We start from the raw sequence: 16,826 nt of genomic DNA, 5'->3' as shown, positions 1-16,826 counted from the left end.
GTCGCGGCGCGGAACAATGAGCCGATGAACGTCATCCTGACCGGGATGGGGCTGTCCGCCGCCGCCCGCACCGTCGCCAACACGGGGCCCGCAGGTGCCGCCGCGCCCGTCCCGTCCTCGGTCGAGGACGTGTCGGCGCTCGGTCTGAGTCTGGTGGCGATCTCCGCGCCGATCATGGTCCTGGTGGCACTGCTCGTGATCTTCTCCGCCATCGGGTACGCATGGTGGGCGTTGGCCCGGCTCCGGCGCCGGAGCCGGGGCGGCGGCACGTGAGTGATCCGGTGGCGCCGCGTTGTGACCGGAGTTACGGTCCGGACGTCAGTGACCCCAACTACGGAGGCACCCATGGATCCCGTCATCTGGATCATCATCGCGGTCATCGCGGTGATCCTGATCGTCGTGCTCGTCGCGGTAGCAGTCAAGAGCAGGAACAAAAAGAAGCTCGCCGAGGCGGCCGAGCTCCGGCGGGACGCACGCGAGCGGGAGGCGCAGCTGGAGCAGAAGCGCTCGGTCGTCGAGGAGCACGAGCATCGCGCGGGCGCGGCCGAGCAAGAGGCCAAGGCGAAGGCCGCCGAGGCCGATCGTCTGCGTGCCGAAGCGAACGACCACCGGTCCACCCTCGACGATCAGCGACGCGATGTTCGTTCGATGGAGAACCGGGCCGACCAGCTGGACCCCAAGAACCGAGCTGACGACGTGGTCGGTGGTAGCCGCCACGACGACCGCCACCGCGATGACGGACGGGGCCTCGGCGACCGTGGCCGCGACGACCGGGCCCTGGATGATCGTGGCGTCGACGACCGCGGTCGCGGCGGTGGCGCCGGTGGCGCAGTAGTCAGTCCGGGCGCCGCCGGGGTCGCGTCCAACCGTGCCGATGATCGCCACCAGGACGCCGGGTGGACGGACCGCCAGGTCGGCGGTGACGATCTCCGCCACGGTGATACACGTCAGGACTACGCACAGCAGGGCCGGGCCCAGCACGGCCCCGAGAAATCGGGAAGCACACAGCAGGACTATGCCCGGCAGGGCATGGACCGTGACACCCAGGCCCGCGGTGGTCTGGACCACGACCGCACCGATCTCGCCGGCCACGACGCGACGGCGGGCGGCGGTGTGCGTCGGGACGCCGGGGCGACCGGCGGTGGACGACACGCGATGGCCGACGATCGTGAAGGCCCGGGCCACGACGGCCGTGGCGCCGACCGGGCGGCCCACCCCGACCGCACGGGCCATCCGGACGAGAAACCCGGCATCGTGGACAAGCTCCTCGGCCGGAGCGACCGCGACGACCCGCGTCGCTAGGCGCAGGCGACCGATAAGCGAAAAGGCCCCGTGGGATTCGATCCCACGGGGCCGACGCTTGTGTGTGTGGGGGTCAGGCGTTGCTTCGCGCGGTGACCGCGGCCCCGACCTTCTCGCCGAAGAGCGGGCCGTAGAGCGCGCCGGCGATCAGGGCGCCGATGATCGGCGCCACCCAGAACAGCCAGAGCTGGCCGGGCGCTCCGTCACCGTGGAAGAACGCGACGGCGGTGGAGCGGGCCGGGTTCACCGAGGTGTTGGTGACGGGGATCGAGATGAGGTGGATCAGCGTCAGCGTGAGGCCGATCGCGGCGGGGGCGAACCCGGCGGGGGCGCGGTGGTCGGTGGCGCCGAGGATCACCCACACGAACACCGCGGTGAGCACGATCTCGATGACAAGTGCCGAGAGGAGGCCGTAGCCGTCGGGGGAGTTCGCCCCGTAGCCGTTCGCCGCCATGTTGCCGGCCGCGGACCAGCCGTCCTTCCCGCTGGCGACGAGGAAGATCACGGCGCCGGCGACGAGGCCGCCCACGACCTGGCTCACGATGTACAGCGGCGCCTTGGCCCACGGCAGGCGTCCAGCCGTGCAGGCACCGACCGTGACGGCCGGGTTGAAGTGCCCGCCGGAGATATGGCCGAGTGCGTAGGCGCCGGTGAGGACGGTGAGGCCGAAGGCCAGGGAGACGCCGAGGTAGCCGATGCCCACCTGGAAGCTGGTGTCATCGACCGAGGCGATCTGCTTGGCGGCGAACACCGCGCTGCCGCAGCCTCCCAGGACGAGCCAGAAGGTGCCGAGGACCTCGGCGGCGACGACGGACGTCGTGGACGGCGTTCTCGTGGATGAGTCGGACACTTCAGGTGACCTCCGATCAGAGCACTCCCGGGTCGGAAGAGCGACGGCACGGGAACACGACCCCGCGTCCGGGAATGCTAGTCCGGCCGACGGGGCCTGTCCACGCCATCTCCAGCGGGTCAGGAGAGGATCTCGGGCACGGCTTCGCCGGCGGTGGCCCGGACGTGGACGGTCACCGCGGGCGCCAGGCCTGAGGGGCCGGGATTGACCTCCACGACGGGTATGCCGGCCTCGGCGGCGAGGTCGGGGAGCGAGGCCGCAGGGTGGACCAGCCCGGAGGTGCCGACGACGAGGACCGCGGCAGCCCTGTCGATCGCGGCTACCGACTCCTCCCAGGGGCCCGGGGGGAGCATCTCCCCGAACCACACGATCCCAGGTCTGGCCCGGCCGCCGCAGGCGATGCAGTGCGGGGGTGCGAGACGGCCGACGGCCGCCACGGGTGGCGGGCCCACGTCCATCGGCGTTCCGCAGGTGTCGCACCGGTGCGAGAAGAGGCTGCCGTGCACGTGGTGCACGACCGGGGAGCCTGCGCGTTCGTGCAGGTCGTCGACGTTCTGAGTGACGACGATGACGTCGCGGCGCTCCGCGGCGCGGGCCACCGCGAGATGGCCGGCGTTCGGCTGGGCGTGGGAGATCAGGTTCTCCCGCCAGCGGTACCAGGCCCACACCGTGTCGCGGTCGCGCGCCCACGCCTCCGAGGTGGCCAGCGCGGCGGGGTCGTAGCGTTCCCACAGTCCGGTCTGCGCGTCACGGAACGTGGGCACATCGCTCTCGGCGCTCATCCCGGCGCCGGAGAGGACGACGAGAGACCCGTCACCGGCGAGGGCGAATCGGGCCTCCCTGAGGTCGTGCGCAGTGATCACCTGACGTGCGCGGTCCCCACAGTGGGGAAGGCGACGCAGTTGGAGGTCCCGCCGTTCTCGAGGTTTGTGGTGACCCCGCCCTGCAGGAGCATGAGCACCTGCCCGGGGCCGGTGTCTGCGACCCCGTTGATGGTGGCCGGGCCGCCCTCGTTGAGGCCGTTGTATCCCAGGACGGTCGTGCCGCGACGGCCGTTGTTGATGTTGAACCAGTCGACGGTCATGGGCTGGGCCTGCTGGGCGGCGACCCCTTCGGTGCCCAGCGCGGTGAAGATGAAACCGAGATGACCGGGCGCTATGCCGGGCAGCGGGAGGTCGGCGGGGCCGGGCACCGCGGTCGCGGCGCCCACGGCGGTCTGCTCCCCGCCGATGCAATGCTGCATGATGGTCGGGTAGGCGAACTGCGCGAGGACCGGCCCGTTTTCCGGCAGCGGCGTGCCGGGTTCGCCGGTGCCGCGGAAGAAACCGACGAGACGGGCGATGGTGCCGCGGGTCTCCTCGGGGATCCACTGCTGCGCGGCGAGGTCCTCGATCGCCTGGAGGACGGGCTCGGTCGGGCGCCCGAGCTCGTCGAGCGACTGGGCGCCGGCGGTGGCGGGGGCGGCTAGCCCCAGCACGACGGCGGCGGCGGCTCCGAGGCCGAGGGTCTGAAGCGAGGTCCTGAGCGAGTGGCGGGTCACTGGCGAGTCCATTCTTCGGCAGGGGCGGGCGGACCGGTCGGCGGCCGACCGGGCGACCGCTCGATGTTCTCACAGTGCCCCCGTATCGGGGACACGCGGAGCCGGATTGGCGAGCTTGCTGGGTCTGATGTTACAGATGTTGTGCGTGATGTAAATAACATCGCGCGCGCACGGACGGCACCGGCGGAGGTCGGGATAGCGGCGCCGCGCCGATCAACGGGTAAAGTGGTCACGCAACGCGCGCTCGACCGGACGCGCTTGTGGATCACGCGGGAGACCCCGCCGATTCCCGCGCCACGCGCCCCGGCGGCGACCCCAGCCGCCTCGGCGCCGAAAGCCTCCGAGGGAGAACCCAGCGTATGGCCCAGACCGAGTTCCGTAACGTCGCGATCGTCGCGCACGTCGACCACGGCAAGACGACCCTCGTCGACGCGATGCTGCGCCAGTCGGGCGCATTCGACGAACGCGCCGAGCTCGTGGACCGCGTGATGGACTCGGGGGACCTGGAGCGCGAGAAGGGCATCACGATCCTCGCGAAGAACACCGCAGTCCGCCGCCCGGGCGCGGGTTCCGGCGGTGCCGATCTCGTCCTCAACATCATCGACACCCCCGGCCACGCCGACTTCGGCGGTGAGGTCGAGCGCGGCCTGTCGATGGTCGACGGCGTCGTGCTGCTCATCGACTCGTCCGAGGGTCCGCTGCCCCAGACCCGTTTCGTCCTGCGTAAGGCGCTCGCCGCGTCGCTGCCGGTGATCATCGTGGTCAACAAGACCGACCGCCCGGACGCCCGCATCGACGAGGTGGTGGAGGAGGCCCAGGACCTCCTGCTGGACCTCGCCTCGGACCTCGAGGACCCCGATGCCCAGGCCGCCGCCGAGCGCGCCCTCGAACTCCCCGTCGTGTTCGCCTCCGGTCGCGCCGGCAAGGCCTCCACGACCCAGCCGGCCAACGGCCAGGAGCCGGACGCCGAGAACCTCGACGATTTCTTCTCGCTCCTCTACGACGTCATCCCCGCCCCCCGTGGCGACGCCGACGCCCCGCTGCAGGCGCACGTGACGAACCTCGACGCGTCCAACTTCCTCGGCCGCATCGGCCTGGTCCGCATCCACAACGGCCGCCTCCGCAAAGGGCAGCAGGTCGCGTGGATCCACCATCTGCCGAACGACGAGACGGAGACCAAGTCGGTCCGGATCTCCGAGCTCCTCGCGACCGAGGGCGTCGAGCGCGTCCCCACCGAGGAAGCCGTGGCCGGCGACATCGTCGCGGTGGCCGGTATCAGCGACATCATGATCGGCGACACCCTCGCGGACCCGGAGAACCCGGTCGCGCTGCCCGCCATCACCGTGGACGAGCCCGCGATCTCCATGACCATCGGCGTCAACACGTCCCCGCTCGCCGGACGCAACGGCGGCACCAAGCTCACCGCACGGATGGTCAAGGCGCGCCTCGACCAGGAGCTCGTGGGCAACGTCTCCCTCAAGGTGCTCGACACCGAGCGTCCCGACGACTGGGAGGTGCAGGGCCGCGGTGAGATGGCGCTGTCCATCCTGGTCGAGACGATGCGCCGGGAGGGCTTCGAGCTCACCGTGGGTAAGCCCCAGGTGGTCACCAAGCGCATCGACGGCAAGGTCCACGAGCCGATGGAGCACATGACCATCGACGTGCCCGAGGAGTACCTCGGCGCGGTCACCCAGCTCATGGCCGCACGCAAGGGTCGCATGGAGCAGATGAGCAACCACGGCACCGGGTGGGTCCGGATGGAGTTCCTCGTCCCGGCCCGCGGCCTGATCGGCTTCCGCACGACCTTCATGACCGAGACGCGCGGCTCCGGCATCGCCAACTCCGTGTCCGCCGGCTACGAGCCGTGGGTCGGGGAGATCCGTTCGCGGCACACCGGCTCCCTCGTGGCCGACCGCGCGGGCAAGGCCACCGCGTTCGCGCTGCTCGGCCTGGCCGATCGCGGCGACTTCTTCATCGAGCCCGGCTCCGAGGTGTACGAGGGCGTCGTCGTGGGGGAGAACCCGCGCTCCGAGGACATGGACGTCAACATCACCAAGGAGAAGAAGCTCACCAACATGCGCTCGGCCACCTCCGACGCCACCGAGACGCTGCAGAAGCACCGCAACCTCTCGCTCGAGGAGGCCATGGAGTTCTGCGCCGGCGACGAGTGCGTCGAGGTCGGCCCCGACGCGATCCGCGTGCGCAAGGTCGCGCTCACCGCGACCGAGCGCGCCAAGGCCCGCAGCAAGGCCAAGTCCCGCGAGCAGCAGTCCGTCAGCTGACGCAGGTGAGGCCGTGAGGACGACGGGGGTGTACGCGCGCCGGCGGGCATCCGCCGTACTGGGCGCCGCGCTCGCCCTCGTCGTCGCCTCCGGCTGCGTCGCCGACCCCCCACCCCCAACGGTCGTGGGCGACGACCGCACCGACGGCACGGCCGTCAGTCTCACGGACGGCGGCATCCTCCTCGCGCTCGACCGTGTCGAGGCGGGGTTCAACCCACACCTCCTCGCCGACCAGGGTGCGGACACCGACCTCGTCGCCTCGCTGCTGCTCCCCAGCGCGTTCGTCCCCGGCGTCGACGGCGAGCCCGTCCTCAACCGCGACCTGCTGCTGTCCGCGGCACCGCTGCCGGACGCCCCAGAGACCATCCGCTACACCATCGATCAGCAGGCCCAGTGGTCCGACGGCGTCCCGGTGGCGGCCGAGGACTTCGAGTACCTGTGGCGGCAGATGACCGGTCAGCCCGGCGTAGTCGACCCCGCCGGTTACGAGCAGATCGTCGACGTGCGCTCCGGCGCCGGCGGCAAGGTCGTCGACGTCGTCTTCGAGTCCGTACCCGCGCACTGGCGGTCACTCTTCCAGCACATGCTGCCCGCGCACATCCTCAAGGGTGCCCCCGACGGTTTCCAGGGCTCGATGGAGGCGCTGCCGGTGATGAGCGCGGGGCCGTTCATGATCCGTGCGGCCGACATCGGCCGTGGCGAGATCGAGTTCGTCCGCAACGACCGCTACTGGGCCGGGGCCCCGGAGATCGAGCAGATCGTCGTCCGCCGCGCCACCGGCCCCGGCCAGCTCGGGGCGGCCCTGCGTGACGGTCCGGGGTCGATGGCCCTGGTCTCCGCGACGCCGGTGGCCAGGGACGTCTCCGAGACCGTCCCCGGGGTGACGGGCACGCCGTTGGCCGGCACCGCCCAGCTGGAGCTGGCGTTCAACACCGTCGCCCCGACCGTGTCCGAGCCCGCGGTCCGTCGCGCCGTCGCCGCCGCTCTCGACCCGCAGGTGATCGGGCGGGTCGTCACGGGGGAGGCGCGGCCCGAGGTGACATCCCATCCTTTCCCGGCCGGGTCCGCCGTGACCACGACCGCCGATCCCGCGCTGACCGAACGCGCGCTGACGGGAGCCGGTTTCGCCCTGACCGGTCCGCGCTGGCAGCGCGACGAGGTCCCGCTCTCCCTCACGCTCGGCGTCGAGGCCACCGACGACCGCGCCGTGACCGCCGCGTACTCCGTCGCCGACCAGCTGCGCGGCGCCGGGATCGGCGCCCGGGTGTGGGAACTCGGGTCGACGGCTCTGTACGCCGACGCGTTGCCGCACGGTCTGGTCGACGCCGTCGTCGGCTGGCAGAGCACCGACGGGCAGCCGGAGCTCGCCGCCGTCTCCCGCTTCGCCTGCGCCCCGGCCGCTCCCCGACCGGGATCGGGGGCGTCCGCGTCCGCGTCCACGTCCGGCTCGGCCACGTCGGAGGAGGCGACCACGACACCGGCCCGGCCCCGCACGACCGTGCCGAGCCTGTCCCCGCCCGAGCCGGACACCGGCCGGAGCCGCCAGCGCCGCACCACCGACACGACCGTGAGCGCCGGCGCGACCAGTACCGCCCCGACCTCCCCGCCCCGGACGATCGGCCGGGACGCCACCGCCCGCGCCTCCGACGTCTCCGGGATCTGCGATCCCGTGCTCGACCGCGCGTTGGGCGTGTCCGGCGGGGACGCATCGGCACCGACGGCCACACCCGATCTGGTCGCCGCGGGAGAACGCGTCGCCGACCTGGCGCTGCGTGTGCCGCTCGTGCGCCCCACCCTGCTGCTGGCCACCGACGGGGTCGACGTGAGCGGGTCAGGCACCGATCCCGACGGCGGGGCACAGGCCACGCGTCCGGTCACCGACGTCTTCGACACCGCACGCACCTGGAGGAGGACCGGATGACCCCGACGCCCGCGACCCCGGCCGCGGACGGGCTGCGCGCCCTGTTCGTGCACGCTCATCCCGACGACGAGGCGATCACCACCGGTGGCACGATCGCCGCGCTGGTCGCGGCCGGCGCCGAGGTCCGCGTGATCACCTGCACCCTCGGCGAGGAGGGGGAGGTCCTCGGAGATGCGTTGTCCGGGCTCGTCGCCGACCGCGCCGACCAGCTGGGCGGGTACCGGATCGGAGAACTCGGGATCGCGCTGCGCGCCCTCGGCGTGGACCGGACCCGATTCCTCGGCGGGGCCGGCCGTTGGCGGGACTCGGGGATGTCCGGCACGCCGTCGGCCCACCATCCGCGCGCGTTCGTCCGGTCCGGTGACGAGGCCGTCGCCGAGATGGTGGCGGTCCTCGACGACGTCCGGCCCCACCTCGTCGTGACCTACGACCCCCGTGGCGGGTACGGACACCCGGACCACATCCGCGCCCACGAGGTGGTGCACGCCGCGATCGAGGAGTCCGCCCACCGGCCCGACCGGGTGGCGTGGACCGTCACCGCGCGCTCCGAGCTCGACCGCACGCACCCCGAGCCGCCCGCCCACCTCCGTCACGCCGAACCGGAGGAACTGCCCTCCGTGCCGGACTCGCGCCTCACCCACCGCGTCCCGCTGGACGACGCGGACTACGCCGCCAAGCTGGAGGCCCTCACCGGGCACGCCACCCAGCTCGAGCTCGTGCCCGGGCCCGAGGGGGAGCCGTGGTTCCTCGCCCTGACCAACGGCGTCCTGCAGCCCGTCCCGCAGGTGGAGTGGTACATCGCCCACGACCGGTCCGGCGACGACGGGCCCTACGTCACATGCCAGCCCGGCTCGGCCCGTCTGTTCGACGGCCTCCGCGGGGACGCGTCGTGACCGCCGCGGCCGGTGCGGCCGGTGCGGCCGCCGTGCCCACGGTTACCGACCCGGTCCGCCCGGCCCGGCCCGCCTCGGCGGTCGAGTTCGGGGTCGCCCTGGTGCTGCTGGCGATCGGCGCGGCGGCCAGCTGCGTGCTGGCCTCGGCATGGCTGACGATGTACCTGGGCCCCGTGCCGATGCCCGTCAGCGTGCTGGCGGCGGGCGCCTGGTCGCTGTTCCTGGTGCGCGTCGCCTCGACGTGGTCGGACCGGAGGATCGTCGCGGCGTTCCCCGCCCTGGTGTGGATCCTCACGCTCGTCGCACTCGAACTGGGCCCGGGCGGCGACATGCCGGTGCCCGTCGGCCTGCGCGGTCTGGCGCTGCTGGTCTTCGGCGGCCTCATCCCGCTGTGGGTGGCCACCCTGCGGGTCTCACCCGCGCCGGACCCCCAACGACGGTGACACGCGGCCGCCCGGGTCGGCGTCGTGGTGCCAGACGTCGGTGATGCCCGGCGTCAGCGCCTCGGCCAGCGCCCACGCCTCGTCGGCATCGATGTCCATCACGGAGTAGACGCCGTTGCCGGCCGGGGTCGCCGCCGCCACCGTCGCCACGCCCGCCGAACGCTGGAAGACCGACTGGGTGACGGTCCATCCGATGATCCCGTCGGCCTCGAGGATTGTCCGCTTGGCGGTCCACGACCCGTGCGAGGTGACGAGCATCCCCGGCAGGAGTGCGTGCCCGAGCATGCGGATGCGGTCCGCCGCGAGCAGCAGGAAGAGCACGAGCGCGGCCGGGATTCCCCACTCCACCCAGATGTCGGCGGACGGGCCGGAGTCGATCCGCACGAGCACGATCAATCCCGCGACGATCCAGAAGGGCAGCAGGCCGCGCGTGATGCGACGCCGCGCCGCCTTCCACGGGTGACGACGCAGCGGGACGGTCACCGGCGTCGGGTCCCCGAGGATGCGGATCGCCACGCGGCGCACGTCCTTGATCGGTGCCTGCGGCAGCAGCGTGGACGCCGTGGCACCCTTCTTGGTGCCCGTCATGATCGGCTCGAGGCGGCCGCCCCCGAGCATCCGCAGGTACACCGGCAGGCGCATCTCCACGCCGCGCAGGCGGGCCTTGTCCAGCGCCTGGTGCTTACGGCGCAGGACACCGTTCTGCACGTAGAGCAGCTGGCCGTGGTCGGTGAGCGCGTACTTGCCGTAGCGGATCGCGTAGGTGATGACCGCCAGCACCCCGGCGACCGCCCAGATGGCGACGCCCTTGCCCACGAACGCCCACGGCTGCCCCAGCGAGTCCAGCCAGGCGATGGTGCCCTCGACCACCGCGAGGTCCATGATCCGGTCGTGCATGTCGCCCATCTGCCACGTGATGAGCCACAGGGAGAACAGGACGCCGAACCCGATGAAGGAGAACGGGGCGAACCGGGCCCACGTGACCTTCCACTGCGCGATGTCCTCGCCGTACTTCGACCCCCACTGGACCTCGTCCTCCTCGGAGAGGGAGGGATCCAGCGCCCGCCGGTGCTTGAGCAGCTCGTCGCGCAGCGGCTCCACGAGCGCCGTGTCGATCGCGTCGAGGCGGAACCGCTCGGCGTCCGACTTACCCGAGTCCGCGCGGCCCGTGCCCACCTCCACGATCGAGACCCTCAGGACCCGGTGGAACAGGTCGGACTCGGTGTCCACGCTGCGGATCCGCTGCCGGGCCACCGTGACGACCTGGCGGCTGAAGAAGCCCTTGCGCAGGATGATGTGCGTGCGGCCGACCTGGTAGCTGGTCGAGAGCCACCGCAGCACGCCACCGAGGATCACCATCGAGACGATGACGATCTCGAACCAGTAGTTGCTCCGGTTGGAACCCAGCCAGAGGGAGACGAGGAACAGCGGCAGGAGGCGGGTGAGCATCCCGAGCGGATAGACGAGCAGCATCCGCCACGACAGGCGCTCCCACGGCGCCTCCGGGTCGACCTTCTCCGCCGCCGCGGGTTCGTCGGCCGCCAGGACCTCCTCCGCCGGTCCCGCCTCCGGGGCGGTGGCGGTGTCGACGGGGGAGCGGCCCTCGTCGTCGTCGCCGTCAGGTCGTCCCCCCGCGCCGGGCGCGGTCACGTCCCGTCCCCCGCGTCCAGGTTGGCGATCGCGATGAGGTGCTGCGCCAACGCCTCGGCGTCCGCGAGGTTCAGGCCGCGGATCTGCACCGTCCCCTGCGCGGAGGCGGTGGTAGCGTTGACCGTCGCGAGGCCGAACCAGCGCTCGAACAGCGTCCGCGTGGTGTACACGCTCTGCAGTCGCGCCAACGGGGCGATGCGGAACTGGGTGGTCCACCACCCCTGGCGCGAGCACACCGCCGTGTCCGACACGTCCCACCGGGCGACCAGGTAGCGCCACCACGGCGCCACGACGATGCCCATGAACGCCAACGGCACCGTCACGCCCAGGGCGACCCAGTTCCAGAAGCCCATGACGTTGTCACCCCAGTAGAACCAGGCGACCTGCAGGCCCGCGAGGACGGCCCACGACCAGATCCCCTCGATCACGAACAGCAACGCGGTCCGCTTCTCGATACGGTGCCGCGGCGCGGTCACCAGCACCCGGTTGGAGGTGAGCAGGGCGTCACCGGCGTCCGGAACGACGTCGGGGGAGCCGCCGTCGTCGGCCGGACGGGGCTCGCGGAGAGCGTGGGCGCCCCCCTGGCCGGGCGCCGCGGAGGAGACCAGGGGGTCCCCGTTCGTGCGGAGGGGCACTGCGTGATCGGGCATGGCGACAACAGTAACGCCAGCCTGGCGCCGGTAAGCCCGTGACCACCGTTGGAGCACCGCTCCGCTCTCGCCGCCGCCGCGGTGGGGCATCATCGCGGGTATGGATCCCGCCGTGCCGCCCGCCGATCCCCAGCCCACGCCGTCGGCCATGCGCCGCGCCCTGCGCCGCGCCGCCGACGGCCTCACGCTCGACGTGACCGAGGCCGCGGTGCTGCTGGCCGCGCGGGGCGGGGACCTGGACCGCCTGATGGCCCTGGCCGCCGCGCGTCGGGACGCGCGTCTGGTCGACGAGGGACGCCCCGGCGTGGTGACCTACTCGCGCAAGGTCTTCGTCCCGCTCACCCGCCTGTGCCGGGACCGGTGTCACTACTGCACGTTCGTCACCGTGCCGGGCAAGCTCCGCGCGGCCGGACAGGGCATGTTCCTCGACCCCGATGAGGTCGTGGAGCTGTGCCGCCGCGGCGCGGAGGCCGGTTGCAAGGAGGCGCTGTTCACCCTGGGGGACCGGCCCGAGGAGCGGTGGCCCGAGGCGCGCGAGTGGCTCGAATCGCGCGGCTTCTCCTCCACGCTGGACTACGTGCGCGCCATGGCGATCCGCGTGCTCGAGGAGACCGGCCTGCTGCCGCACCTCAACCCCGGCGTCATGAGCTGGGCGGAGCTGTCGCGGCTCAAGCCCGTCGCGCCGTCGATGGGCATGATGCTCGAGACCACGGCGACCCGCCTGTTCACCACCCCGGGCGCCGCCCACCACGGCAGCCCCGACAAGGACCCGGCCGTGCGGCTGCGGACCCTCACCGATGCCGGCCGCCTCGCGGTGCCGTTCACCACGGGGATCCTCGTGGGGATCGGGGAGAACCGCACCGAGCGCGCCGAGAGCCTGCTGACGCTGGCCGGGCTCGCGCGCGAGTTCGGCCACCTGCAGGAGGTGATCGTCCAGAACTTCCGCGCCAAGCCCGACACCGCGATGCGCTCGGCCGACGACGCCGACCGGGACGAGTTCCTCGCCGCGATCGCCGTGGCGCGACTCGTGCTGGGGCCGCGCGTGGCCGTGCAGGCACCGCCCAACCTCGTCGACCGGGGTGACGTGCTGGCGCTGGTGGACGCCGGGGTGGACGACCTGGGGGGCATTTCGCCCCTGACCCCTGACCACGTCAACCCCGAGCGGCCGTGGCCGCACCTGGACGAGCTCACCGCGGACCTCGCCGCGCGCGGGTGGACGCTCACCGAGCGCCTCACCGCCCATCCGCGCTACGTGGGCGGGGGAGACGCCTGGATCGACCCGCGGGTGGCGGGCCACGTCCGCGCCCTGGCCGACCCGGCCAGCGGGTTGGCCGTGTCGGGCGACGACGACGAGGTGGTGCAGCCGCAGGGACGGCCCTGGCAGGAGCCCGACGACGACTGGGACTCGAGCGGACGGACCGATCTGCACACGGCGATCGACTCCGAGGGCCGCAATACGGACACCCGGTCGGACATCGGCGAGGCCTTCGGCAACTGGGACGTCATCCGGGCCCGCGCGGCGGAGCTCGGGGCCGCGGCGCTGGTCCCCGAGCGGGCCGACGCCGAGGTCGTGGCCGCGCTGCGCGCCGCCGAGGCGGACCCCGCCGGCCTCACCGATGAGCAGTACCTCGCGCTGGCCACCGCCACCGGGGACGGCCTGGCGGCCGTCGCGGGGCTCGCCGACCGGATCCGCGCCGACGTGGTGGGGGACACCGTCACCTACGTGGTCAACCGGAACATCAACTTCTCCAATATCTGCTACACCGGCTGCCGGTTCTGCGCGTTCGCCCAGCGCAAGGGTGATGCCGACGCGTTCTCGTTGTCCGCCGCCGAGGTCGCCGACCGGGCGTACGAGGCGTACGTCACCGGGGCGTCCGAGGTGTGCATGCAGGGTGGGATCGACCCGGACCTGCCCGTGTCCGGCTACGCCGACCTCGTGCGCGCGGTCAAGGAGCGGGTGCCGTCGATGCACGTCCACGCCTTCAGCCCCATGGAGATCTCCAACGGCGCGTCGCGCTCCGGGGTCGGCGTACGCGAATGGCTCACCGAGCTGCGGGCCGCCGGTCTCGACACCATCCCGGGCACCGCCGCGGAGATCCTCGACGACGAGGTCCGCTGGGTCCTCACCAAGGGCAAGCTGCCCGCCGCCGAGTGGATCGACATCGTCACCACCGCTCACGAGGTGGGCCTGCGCTCGAGCTCGACCATGATGTACGGCCACGTCGACACGCCCCGCCACTGGGTGGCGCACCTGCGGACCCTGCGTGGGATCCAGGAACGCACCGGCGGGTTCACGGAGTTCGTGCCGCTGCCCTTCGTGCACCGCAGCGCCCCGTTGTACCTCGCCGGGGCCGCCCGTCCCGGGCCGACGCGCGAGGAGAACGTGGCGGTGCACGCGTTGGCGCGGATCATGCTGCACGGGGCCATCGACCACGTGCAGACCAGCTGGGTCAAGCTCGGCGTGGCGGGCACGCGGACGATGCTGCGGTCGGGCGCCGACGACCTGGGCGGCACCCTCATGGAGGAGACCATCTCGCGGATGGCGGGGGCGGAGAACGGCTCGGCCAAGTCGCCGGCGGAGATCGAGGAGATCGCCACCGGGATCGGTCGCCCGGCCCGCCGGCGTGACACCCTGTACGGGCCCGCGCCGCGCCCCGTTCACGTGGCGGTCGTCACATAGCCGGAACCGCGCGTGGGGCGGCTTCGGCATCGGAGTGTGTCGTGGCATACGATGCTGGCCATACCGCTACGAGGAAGGTGGCTGACGTGACCTACACGATCGCAGAGCCGTGCGTCGACGTGATGGACAAGTCCTGCGTCGAGGAGTGTCCGGTCGACTGCATCTACGAGGGGGGACGGATGCTGTACATCCACCCCGACGAGTGTGTCGACTGCGGCGCGTGTGAGCCGGTCTGTCCCGTGGAGGCCATCTTCTACGAGGACGACGTCCCGGACGAGTGGACCGAGTACAACGCCGCGAACGCCGACTTCTTTGTCGAGCTGGGTTCGCCGGGCGGGGCGGCCAAGGTCGGCAAGGTCGACTACGACGTGCCGTTCATCAAGGCACTCCCGCCCATGAACCAGGAGTGAACCCGGTGGTGTCGCGCCCGGAGCGTCGACCGCCCGGGCGTGCGCTCCCGGTGTTCCCCTGGGACACCCTCGCCGAGGCGCGCTCCCGCGCGGCGGCTCACCCCGACGGGCTCGTCGACCTCACGGTCGGCACTCCCGTCGACCCGGTCGCCCCGGTCATCCGCGAGGCGCTCGCCGTCGACGCGGCCGAACCCGGTTATCCCACGACCGTCGGCACACCCGCACTGCGGCAGGCCGCCGTGGGCGCCCTCGCACGGCGCTACGGCGTCACCGGCCTGACGACCGACGCCGTCCTGCCCGCGATCGGCACCAAGGAGCTCATCGCCGGGCTTCCCTCACAACTCGGCCTGGGCCCGGGCCACACGGTCGTCGTGCCGGAGGTCGCCTACCCGACCTACGAGGTGGGGGCCCTGCTCACCGGGGCCACGGTCGTGCGCGCGGACTCGCTCACGCAACTCGGACCGTCGTCGCCGACGCTCCTGTACCTCAACTCGCCGTCCAACCCGAGCGGCAAGGTCCTCGGCGTGGACCATCTGCGCAAGGTCGTGGGCTGGGCACGCGACCGCGGTGTGATCGTCGCCTCCGACGAGTGCTACCTCGGCCTGGTGTGGGAGGGGGAGGCCCCCTCGATCCTCGACCCGCGCGTGTGCGACGGCGACCACACCGGGCTGCTGGCGCTGCACTCGCTGTCCAAGACCTCCAACCTGGCGTCCTACCGGGCCGGGTTCGTCGCCGGCGACCCCGCCCTGGTGGCGGAGCTGCTCGCGGTGCGCAAGCACTCCGGGCTGATGATGCCGCTGCCGGTGCAGTCCGCGATGGCGGTCGCCCTGACAGACGACACCCACGAGGACGAACAGCGCGAGCGGTACCGGGCCCGCCGGGCGCGTCTGCGGCCGGCGGTGGAGGCCGCGGGCTTCCGGATCGACCACTCCGAGGCCGGGCTCTACCTGTGGGCGACCCGCGACGAGCGCTGCCGGGACACGGTGGACTGGTTCGCTGAGCGCGGCGTGCTCGTGGCGCCGGGCGAATTCTACGGCCCCGCCGGTGCGCGGCACGTGCGCATCGCACTCACCGCCACAGACGCGACTGTCGACGAGGCCGTGCGCCGGCTGGCCTGACCGCCCGGCCCGGGCCCCCGCGTCCTGCACAGCACATCGAGAAGACGGCTCCGCACACATCGCCCGAGTGGGGTGTGCGGAGCCGTCCTGTCGTTGCGGGACGCGTCTCTAGTCGTTGGCGTGCAGATCCGCGTTGAGCTCGACGCCCTCGCGCTTCCACGGAACGGCCTCGACCGCACCGGAGACGGAGTTGCGGCGGAACAGCAGGTTGTCCATCCCGGACAGCTGACCGGCCTTGACCGGCTCGCGCTCCGCCCAGGCCCCGGCGCGGACGTCTACCTTGGTGCCGGCGGTGACGTAGAGACCGGCCTCGACCACGCAGTCGTCACCGAGCGAGATGCCGACGCCCGAGTTGGCGCCGAGGAGGCAGCGCTCGCCGATCGAGATGGTCTCCTTGCCGCCCCCGGAAAGGGTGCCCATGATGGAGGCCCCGCCGCCCACGTCGGAGTCCGCTCCGACGACGACGCCCGCGGAGATGCGGCCCTCGACCATCGACGCGCCCAACGTCCCGGCGTTGAAGTTGACGAAGCCCTCGTGCATGACGGTGGTGCCCTCGGCCAGGTGCGCGCCGAGGCGGACGCGATCGGCGTCGGCGATCCGAACGCCCGACGGGACCACGTAGTCCACCATGCGCGGGAACTTGTCCACTCCGTACACGGTCACCGGGCCGCGGGCGCGGAGCCTGGCCCGGACCGACTCGAAGCCCGGGACGGCGCAGGGGCCGAAGTTCGTCCACACGACGTTGGTGAGCTTTCCGAACAGGCCGTCCATGTTCGCGAAGTGCGGTCGGATGAGGCGATGGCTGATCAGGTGGAGGCGTAGGTAGGCGTCGTAGGCGTCTGCCGGTGGTTCGGTGAGGTCGGAGATCTCGACCCGCACGGCCACCCGCTCGACCCCGCGGTCCTCGTCCGGCCCGGTCAGGGACGCGAGCTCGGCGGGCACCTCGTCGCCGGACAGGACGGCGTGACCGCTCGAGGAGGCGGCGCCCAGCTCCGGTTCGGGGTACCACACGTCGAGGACGGTGTGGTCGGACGTCAGGGTGGCGATTCCGGTGGCCACGGCTCCATGTGCACTCATGGCCCCGATG

At 72.3% G+C, this 16,826-nt stretch carries 15 protein-coding genes; 9 read left to right on the top strand and 6 right to left on the bottom strand.

What is annotated here, in order from left to right:
* Positions 1–24 precede the first annotated feature (24 nt).
* Both DPA01S_RS04555 and DPA01S_RS04550 read left to right on the top strand, forming a co-directional pair.
* A complete protein-coding gene (locus DPA01S_RS04555; RefSeq protein ID WP_007632531.1) occupies positions 25–273 on the top strand; it encodes a DUF4126 family protein in 249 nt (82 codons plus the stop codon).
* A gap of 72 nt (positions 274–345) precedes the next feature.
* Positions 346–1,302, top strand: coding sequence for a hypothetical protein (locus DPA01S_RS04550; protein ID WP_061227629.1), 957 nt, complete (start codon positions 346–348; stop codon positions 1,300–1,302).
* Between the two features lie 73 nt (positions 1,303–1,375).
* On the opposite strand, the gene aqpZ is transcribed toward DPA01S_RS04550, so the two are convergent.
* From aqpZ to DPA01S_RS04535, 3 genes are all read right to left on the bottom strand, one after another.
* The gene (aqpZ, locus tag DPA01S_RS04545; RefSeq protein ID WP_061227630.1) at positions 1,376–2,152 is read right to left on the bottom strand and encodes an aquaporin Z; all 777 of its coding nucleotides are present in this window, start codon (positions 2,150–2,152) and stop codon (positions 1,376–1,378) included.
* A 119-nt stretch (positions 2,153–2,271) separates the two neighbouring features.
* Positions 2,272–3,015, bottom strand: coding sequence for an SIR2 family NAD-dependent protein deacylase (locus DPA01S_RS04540; protein WP_007632538.1), 744 nt, complete (start codon positions 3,013–3,015; stop codon positions 2,272–2,274).
* Positions 3,012–3,692, bottom strand: coding sequence for an Rv1157c family protein (locus DPA01S_RS04535; protein ID WP_007632545.1), 681 nt, complete (start codon positions 3,690–3,692; stop codon positions 3,012–3,014). Before DPA01S_RS04535 ends, DPA01S_RS04540 begins: the two co-directional genes overlap by 4 nt.
* Before the next feature lie 359 nt (positions 3,693–4,051).
* Between DPA01S_RS04535 and typA the strand changes: the two genes are divergently transcribed.
* The 4 genes from typA to DPA01S_RS04515 are packed head-to-tail and all read left to right on the top strand — an operon-like array spanning position 4,052 to position 9,231.
* Positions 4,052–5,974: a translational GTPase TypA gene (gene typA, locus DPA01S_RS04530; protein ID WP_061227631.1), complete on the top strand. Its 1,923-nt coding sequence runs from the start codon at positions 4,052–4,054 to the stop codon at positions 5,972–5,974.
* A gap of 13 nt (positions 5,975–5,987) precedes the next feature.
* A complete protein-coding gene (locus tag DPA01S_RS04525; protein ID WP_232303015.1) occupies positions 5,988–7,895 on the top strand; it encodes an ABC transporter substrate-binding protein in 1,908 nt (635 codons plus the stop codon).
* A complete protein-coding gene (gene mshB / locus DPA01S_RS04520) occupies positions 7,892–8,788 on the top strand; it encodes an N-acetyl-1-D-myo-inositol-2-amino-2-deoxy-alpha-D-glucopyranoside deacetylase (RefSeq protein ID WP_061227633.1) in 897 nt (298 codons plus the stop codon). Before DPA01S_RS04525 ends, mshB begins: the two co-directional genes overlap by 4 nt.
* Complete coding sequence (locus tag DPA01S_RS04515) at positions 8,785–9,231, top strand: hypothetical protein (RefSeq protein ID WP_232303014.1); 447 nt, start codon at positions 8,785–8,787, stop codon at positions 9,229–9,231. Before mshB ends, DPA01S_RS04515 begins: the two co-directional genes overlap by 4 nt.
* Here the strand turns inward: DPA01S_RS04515 and DPA01S_RS04510 are convergent.
* Together DPA01S_RS04510 and DPA01S_RS04505 are read right to left on the bottom strand one after the other, a co-directional pair.
* Entirely contained in the window at positions 9,202–10,881 is a 1,680-nt protein-coding gene (locus DPA01S_RS04510) for a PH domain-containing protein (RefSeq protein ID WP_061914284.1), read from the bottom strand. The genes DPA01S_RS04515 and DPA01S_RS04510 overlap by 30 nt on opposite strands.
* Positions 10,878–11,531 (bottom strand): PH domain-containing protein, encoded by a 654-nt coding sequence (locus tag DPA01S_RS04505; RefSeq protein WP_043568524.1) that lies wholly within the window; start codon positions 11,529–11,531, stop codon positions 10,878–10,880. The genes DPA01S_RS04510 and DPA01S_RS04505 overlap by 4 nt, the downstream gene beginning before the upstream one ends.
* A 100-nt stretch (positions 11,532–11,631) precedes the next feature.
* Here DPA01S_RS04505 and DPA01S_RS04500 point away from each other — a divergent pair, with 100 nt between their 5' ends.
* The 3 genes from DPA01S_RS04500 (at position 11,632) to dapC (ending at position 15,739) form a co-directional block, all read left to right on the top strand.
* Positions 11,632–14,211, top strand: a complete 2,580-nt coding sequence (locus tag DPA01S_RS04500) for a bifunctional FO biosynthesis protein CofGH (protein ID WP_007632555.1) — start codon at positions 11,632–11,634, stop codon at positions 14,209–14,211.
* A gap of 86 nt (positions 14,212–14,297) precedes the next feature.
* Complete coding sequence (gene fdxA / locus DPA01S_RS04495) at positions 14,298–14,621, top strand: ferredoxin (protein WP_007632557.1); 324 nt, start codon at positions 14,298–14,300, stop codon at positions 14,619–14,621.
* Between the two features lie 5 nt (positions 14,622–14,626).
* Positions 14,627–15,739, top strand: a complete 1,113-nt coding sequence (gene dapC, locus DPA01S_RS04490; RefSeq protein WP_217354149.1) for a succinyldiaminopimelate transaminase — start codon at positions 14,627–14,629, stop codon at positions 15,737–15,739.
* A gap of 108 nt (positions 15,740–15,847) precedes the next feature.
* Here the strand turns inward: dapC and dapD are convergent, their stop codons facing one another.
* The gene (gene dapD, locus DPA01S_RS04485) at positions 15,848–16,816 is read right to left on the bottom strand and encodes a 2,3,4,5-tetrahydropyridine-2,6-dicarboxylate N-succinyltransferase (protein ID WP_061227636.1); all 969 of its coding nucleotides are present in this window, start codon (positions 16,814–16,816) and stop codon (positions 15,848–15,850) included.
* Positions 16,817–16,826: the final 10 nt, after the last annotated feature.

It is taken from the genome of Dietzia papillomatosis NBRC 105045 (assembly GCF_001570845.1).
Taxonomy (GTDB): domain Bacteria; phylum Actinomycetota; class Actinomycetes; order Mycobacteriales; family Mycobacteriaceae; genus Dietzia; species Dietzia cinnamea.
This window is presented reverse-complemented; position numbering and strand designations above follow the sequence as displayed.

Excerpts from the sequence above, each read along its gene's own strand:
- DPA01S_RS04555 (WP_007632531.1), top strand. The coding sequence starts at position 25 with ATGAACGTCATCCTGACCGGGATGGGGCTGTCCGCCGCCGCCCGCACC.
- DPA01S_RS04550 (WP_061227629.1), top strand. The coding sequence starts at position 346 with ATGGATCCCGTCATCTGGATCATCATCGCGGTCATCGCGGTGATCCTG.
- typA (WP_061227631.1), top strand. The coding sequence starts at position 4,052 with ATGGCCCAGACCGAGTTCCGTAACGTCGCGATCGTCGCGCACGTCGAC.
- mshB (WP_061227633.1), top strand. The coding sequence starts at position 7,892 with ATGACCCCGACGCCCGCGACCCCGGCCGCGGACGGGCTGCGCGCCCTG.
- DPA01S_RS04505 (WP_043568524.1), bottom strand. The coding sequence starts at position 11,531 with ATGCCCGATCACGCAGTGCCCCTCCGCACGAACGGGGACCCCCTGGTC.
- DPA01S_RS04500 (WP_007632555.1), top strand. The coding sequence starts at position 11,632 with ATGGATCCCGCCGTGCCGCCCGCCGATCCCCAGCCCACGCCGTCGGCC.
- dapD (WP_061227636.1), bottom strand. The coding sequence starts at position 16,816 with ATGAGTGCACATGGAGCCGTGGCCACCGGAATCGCCACCCTGACGTCC.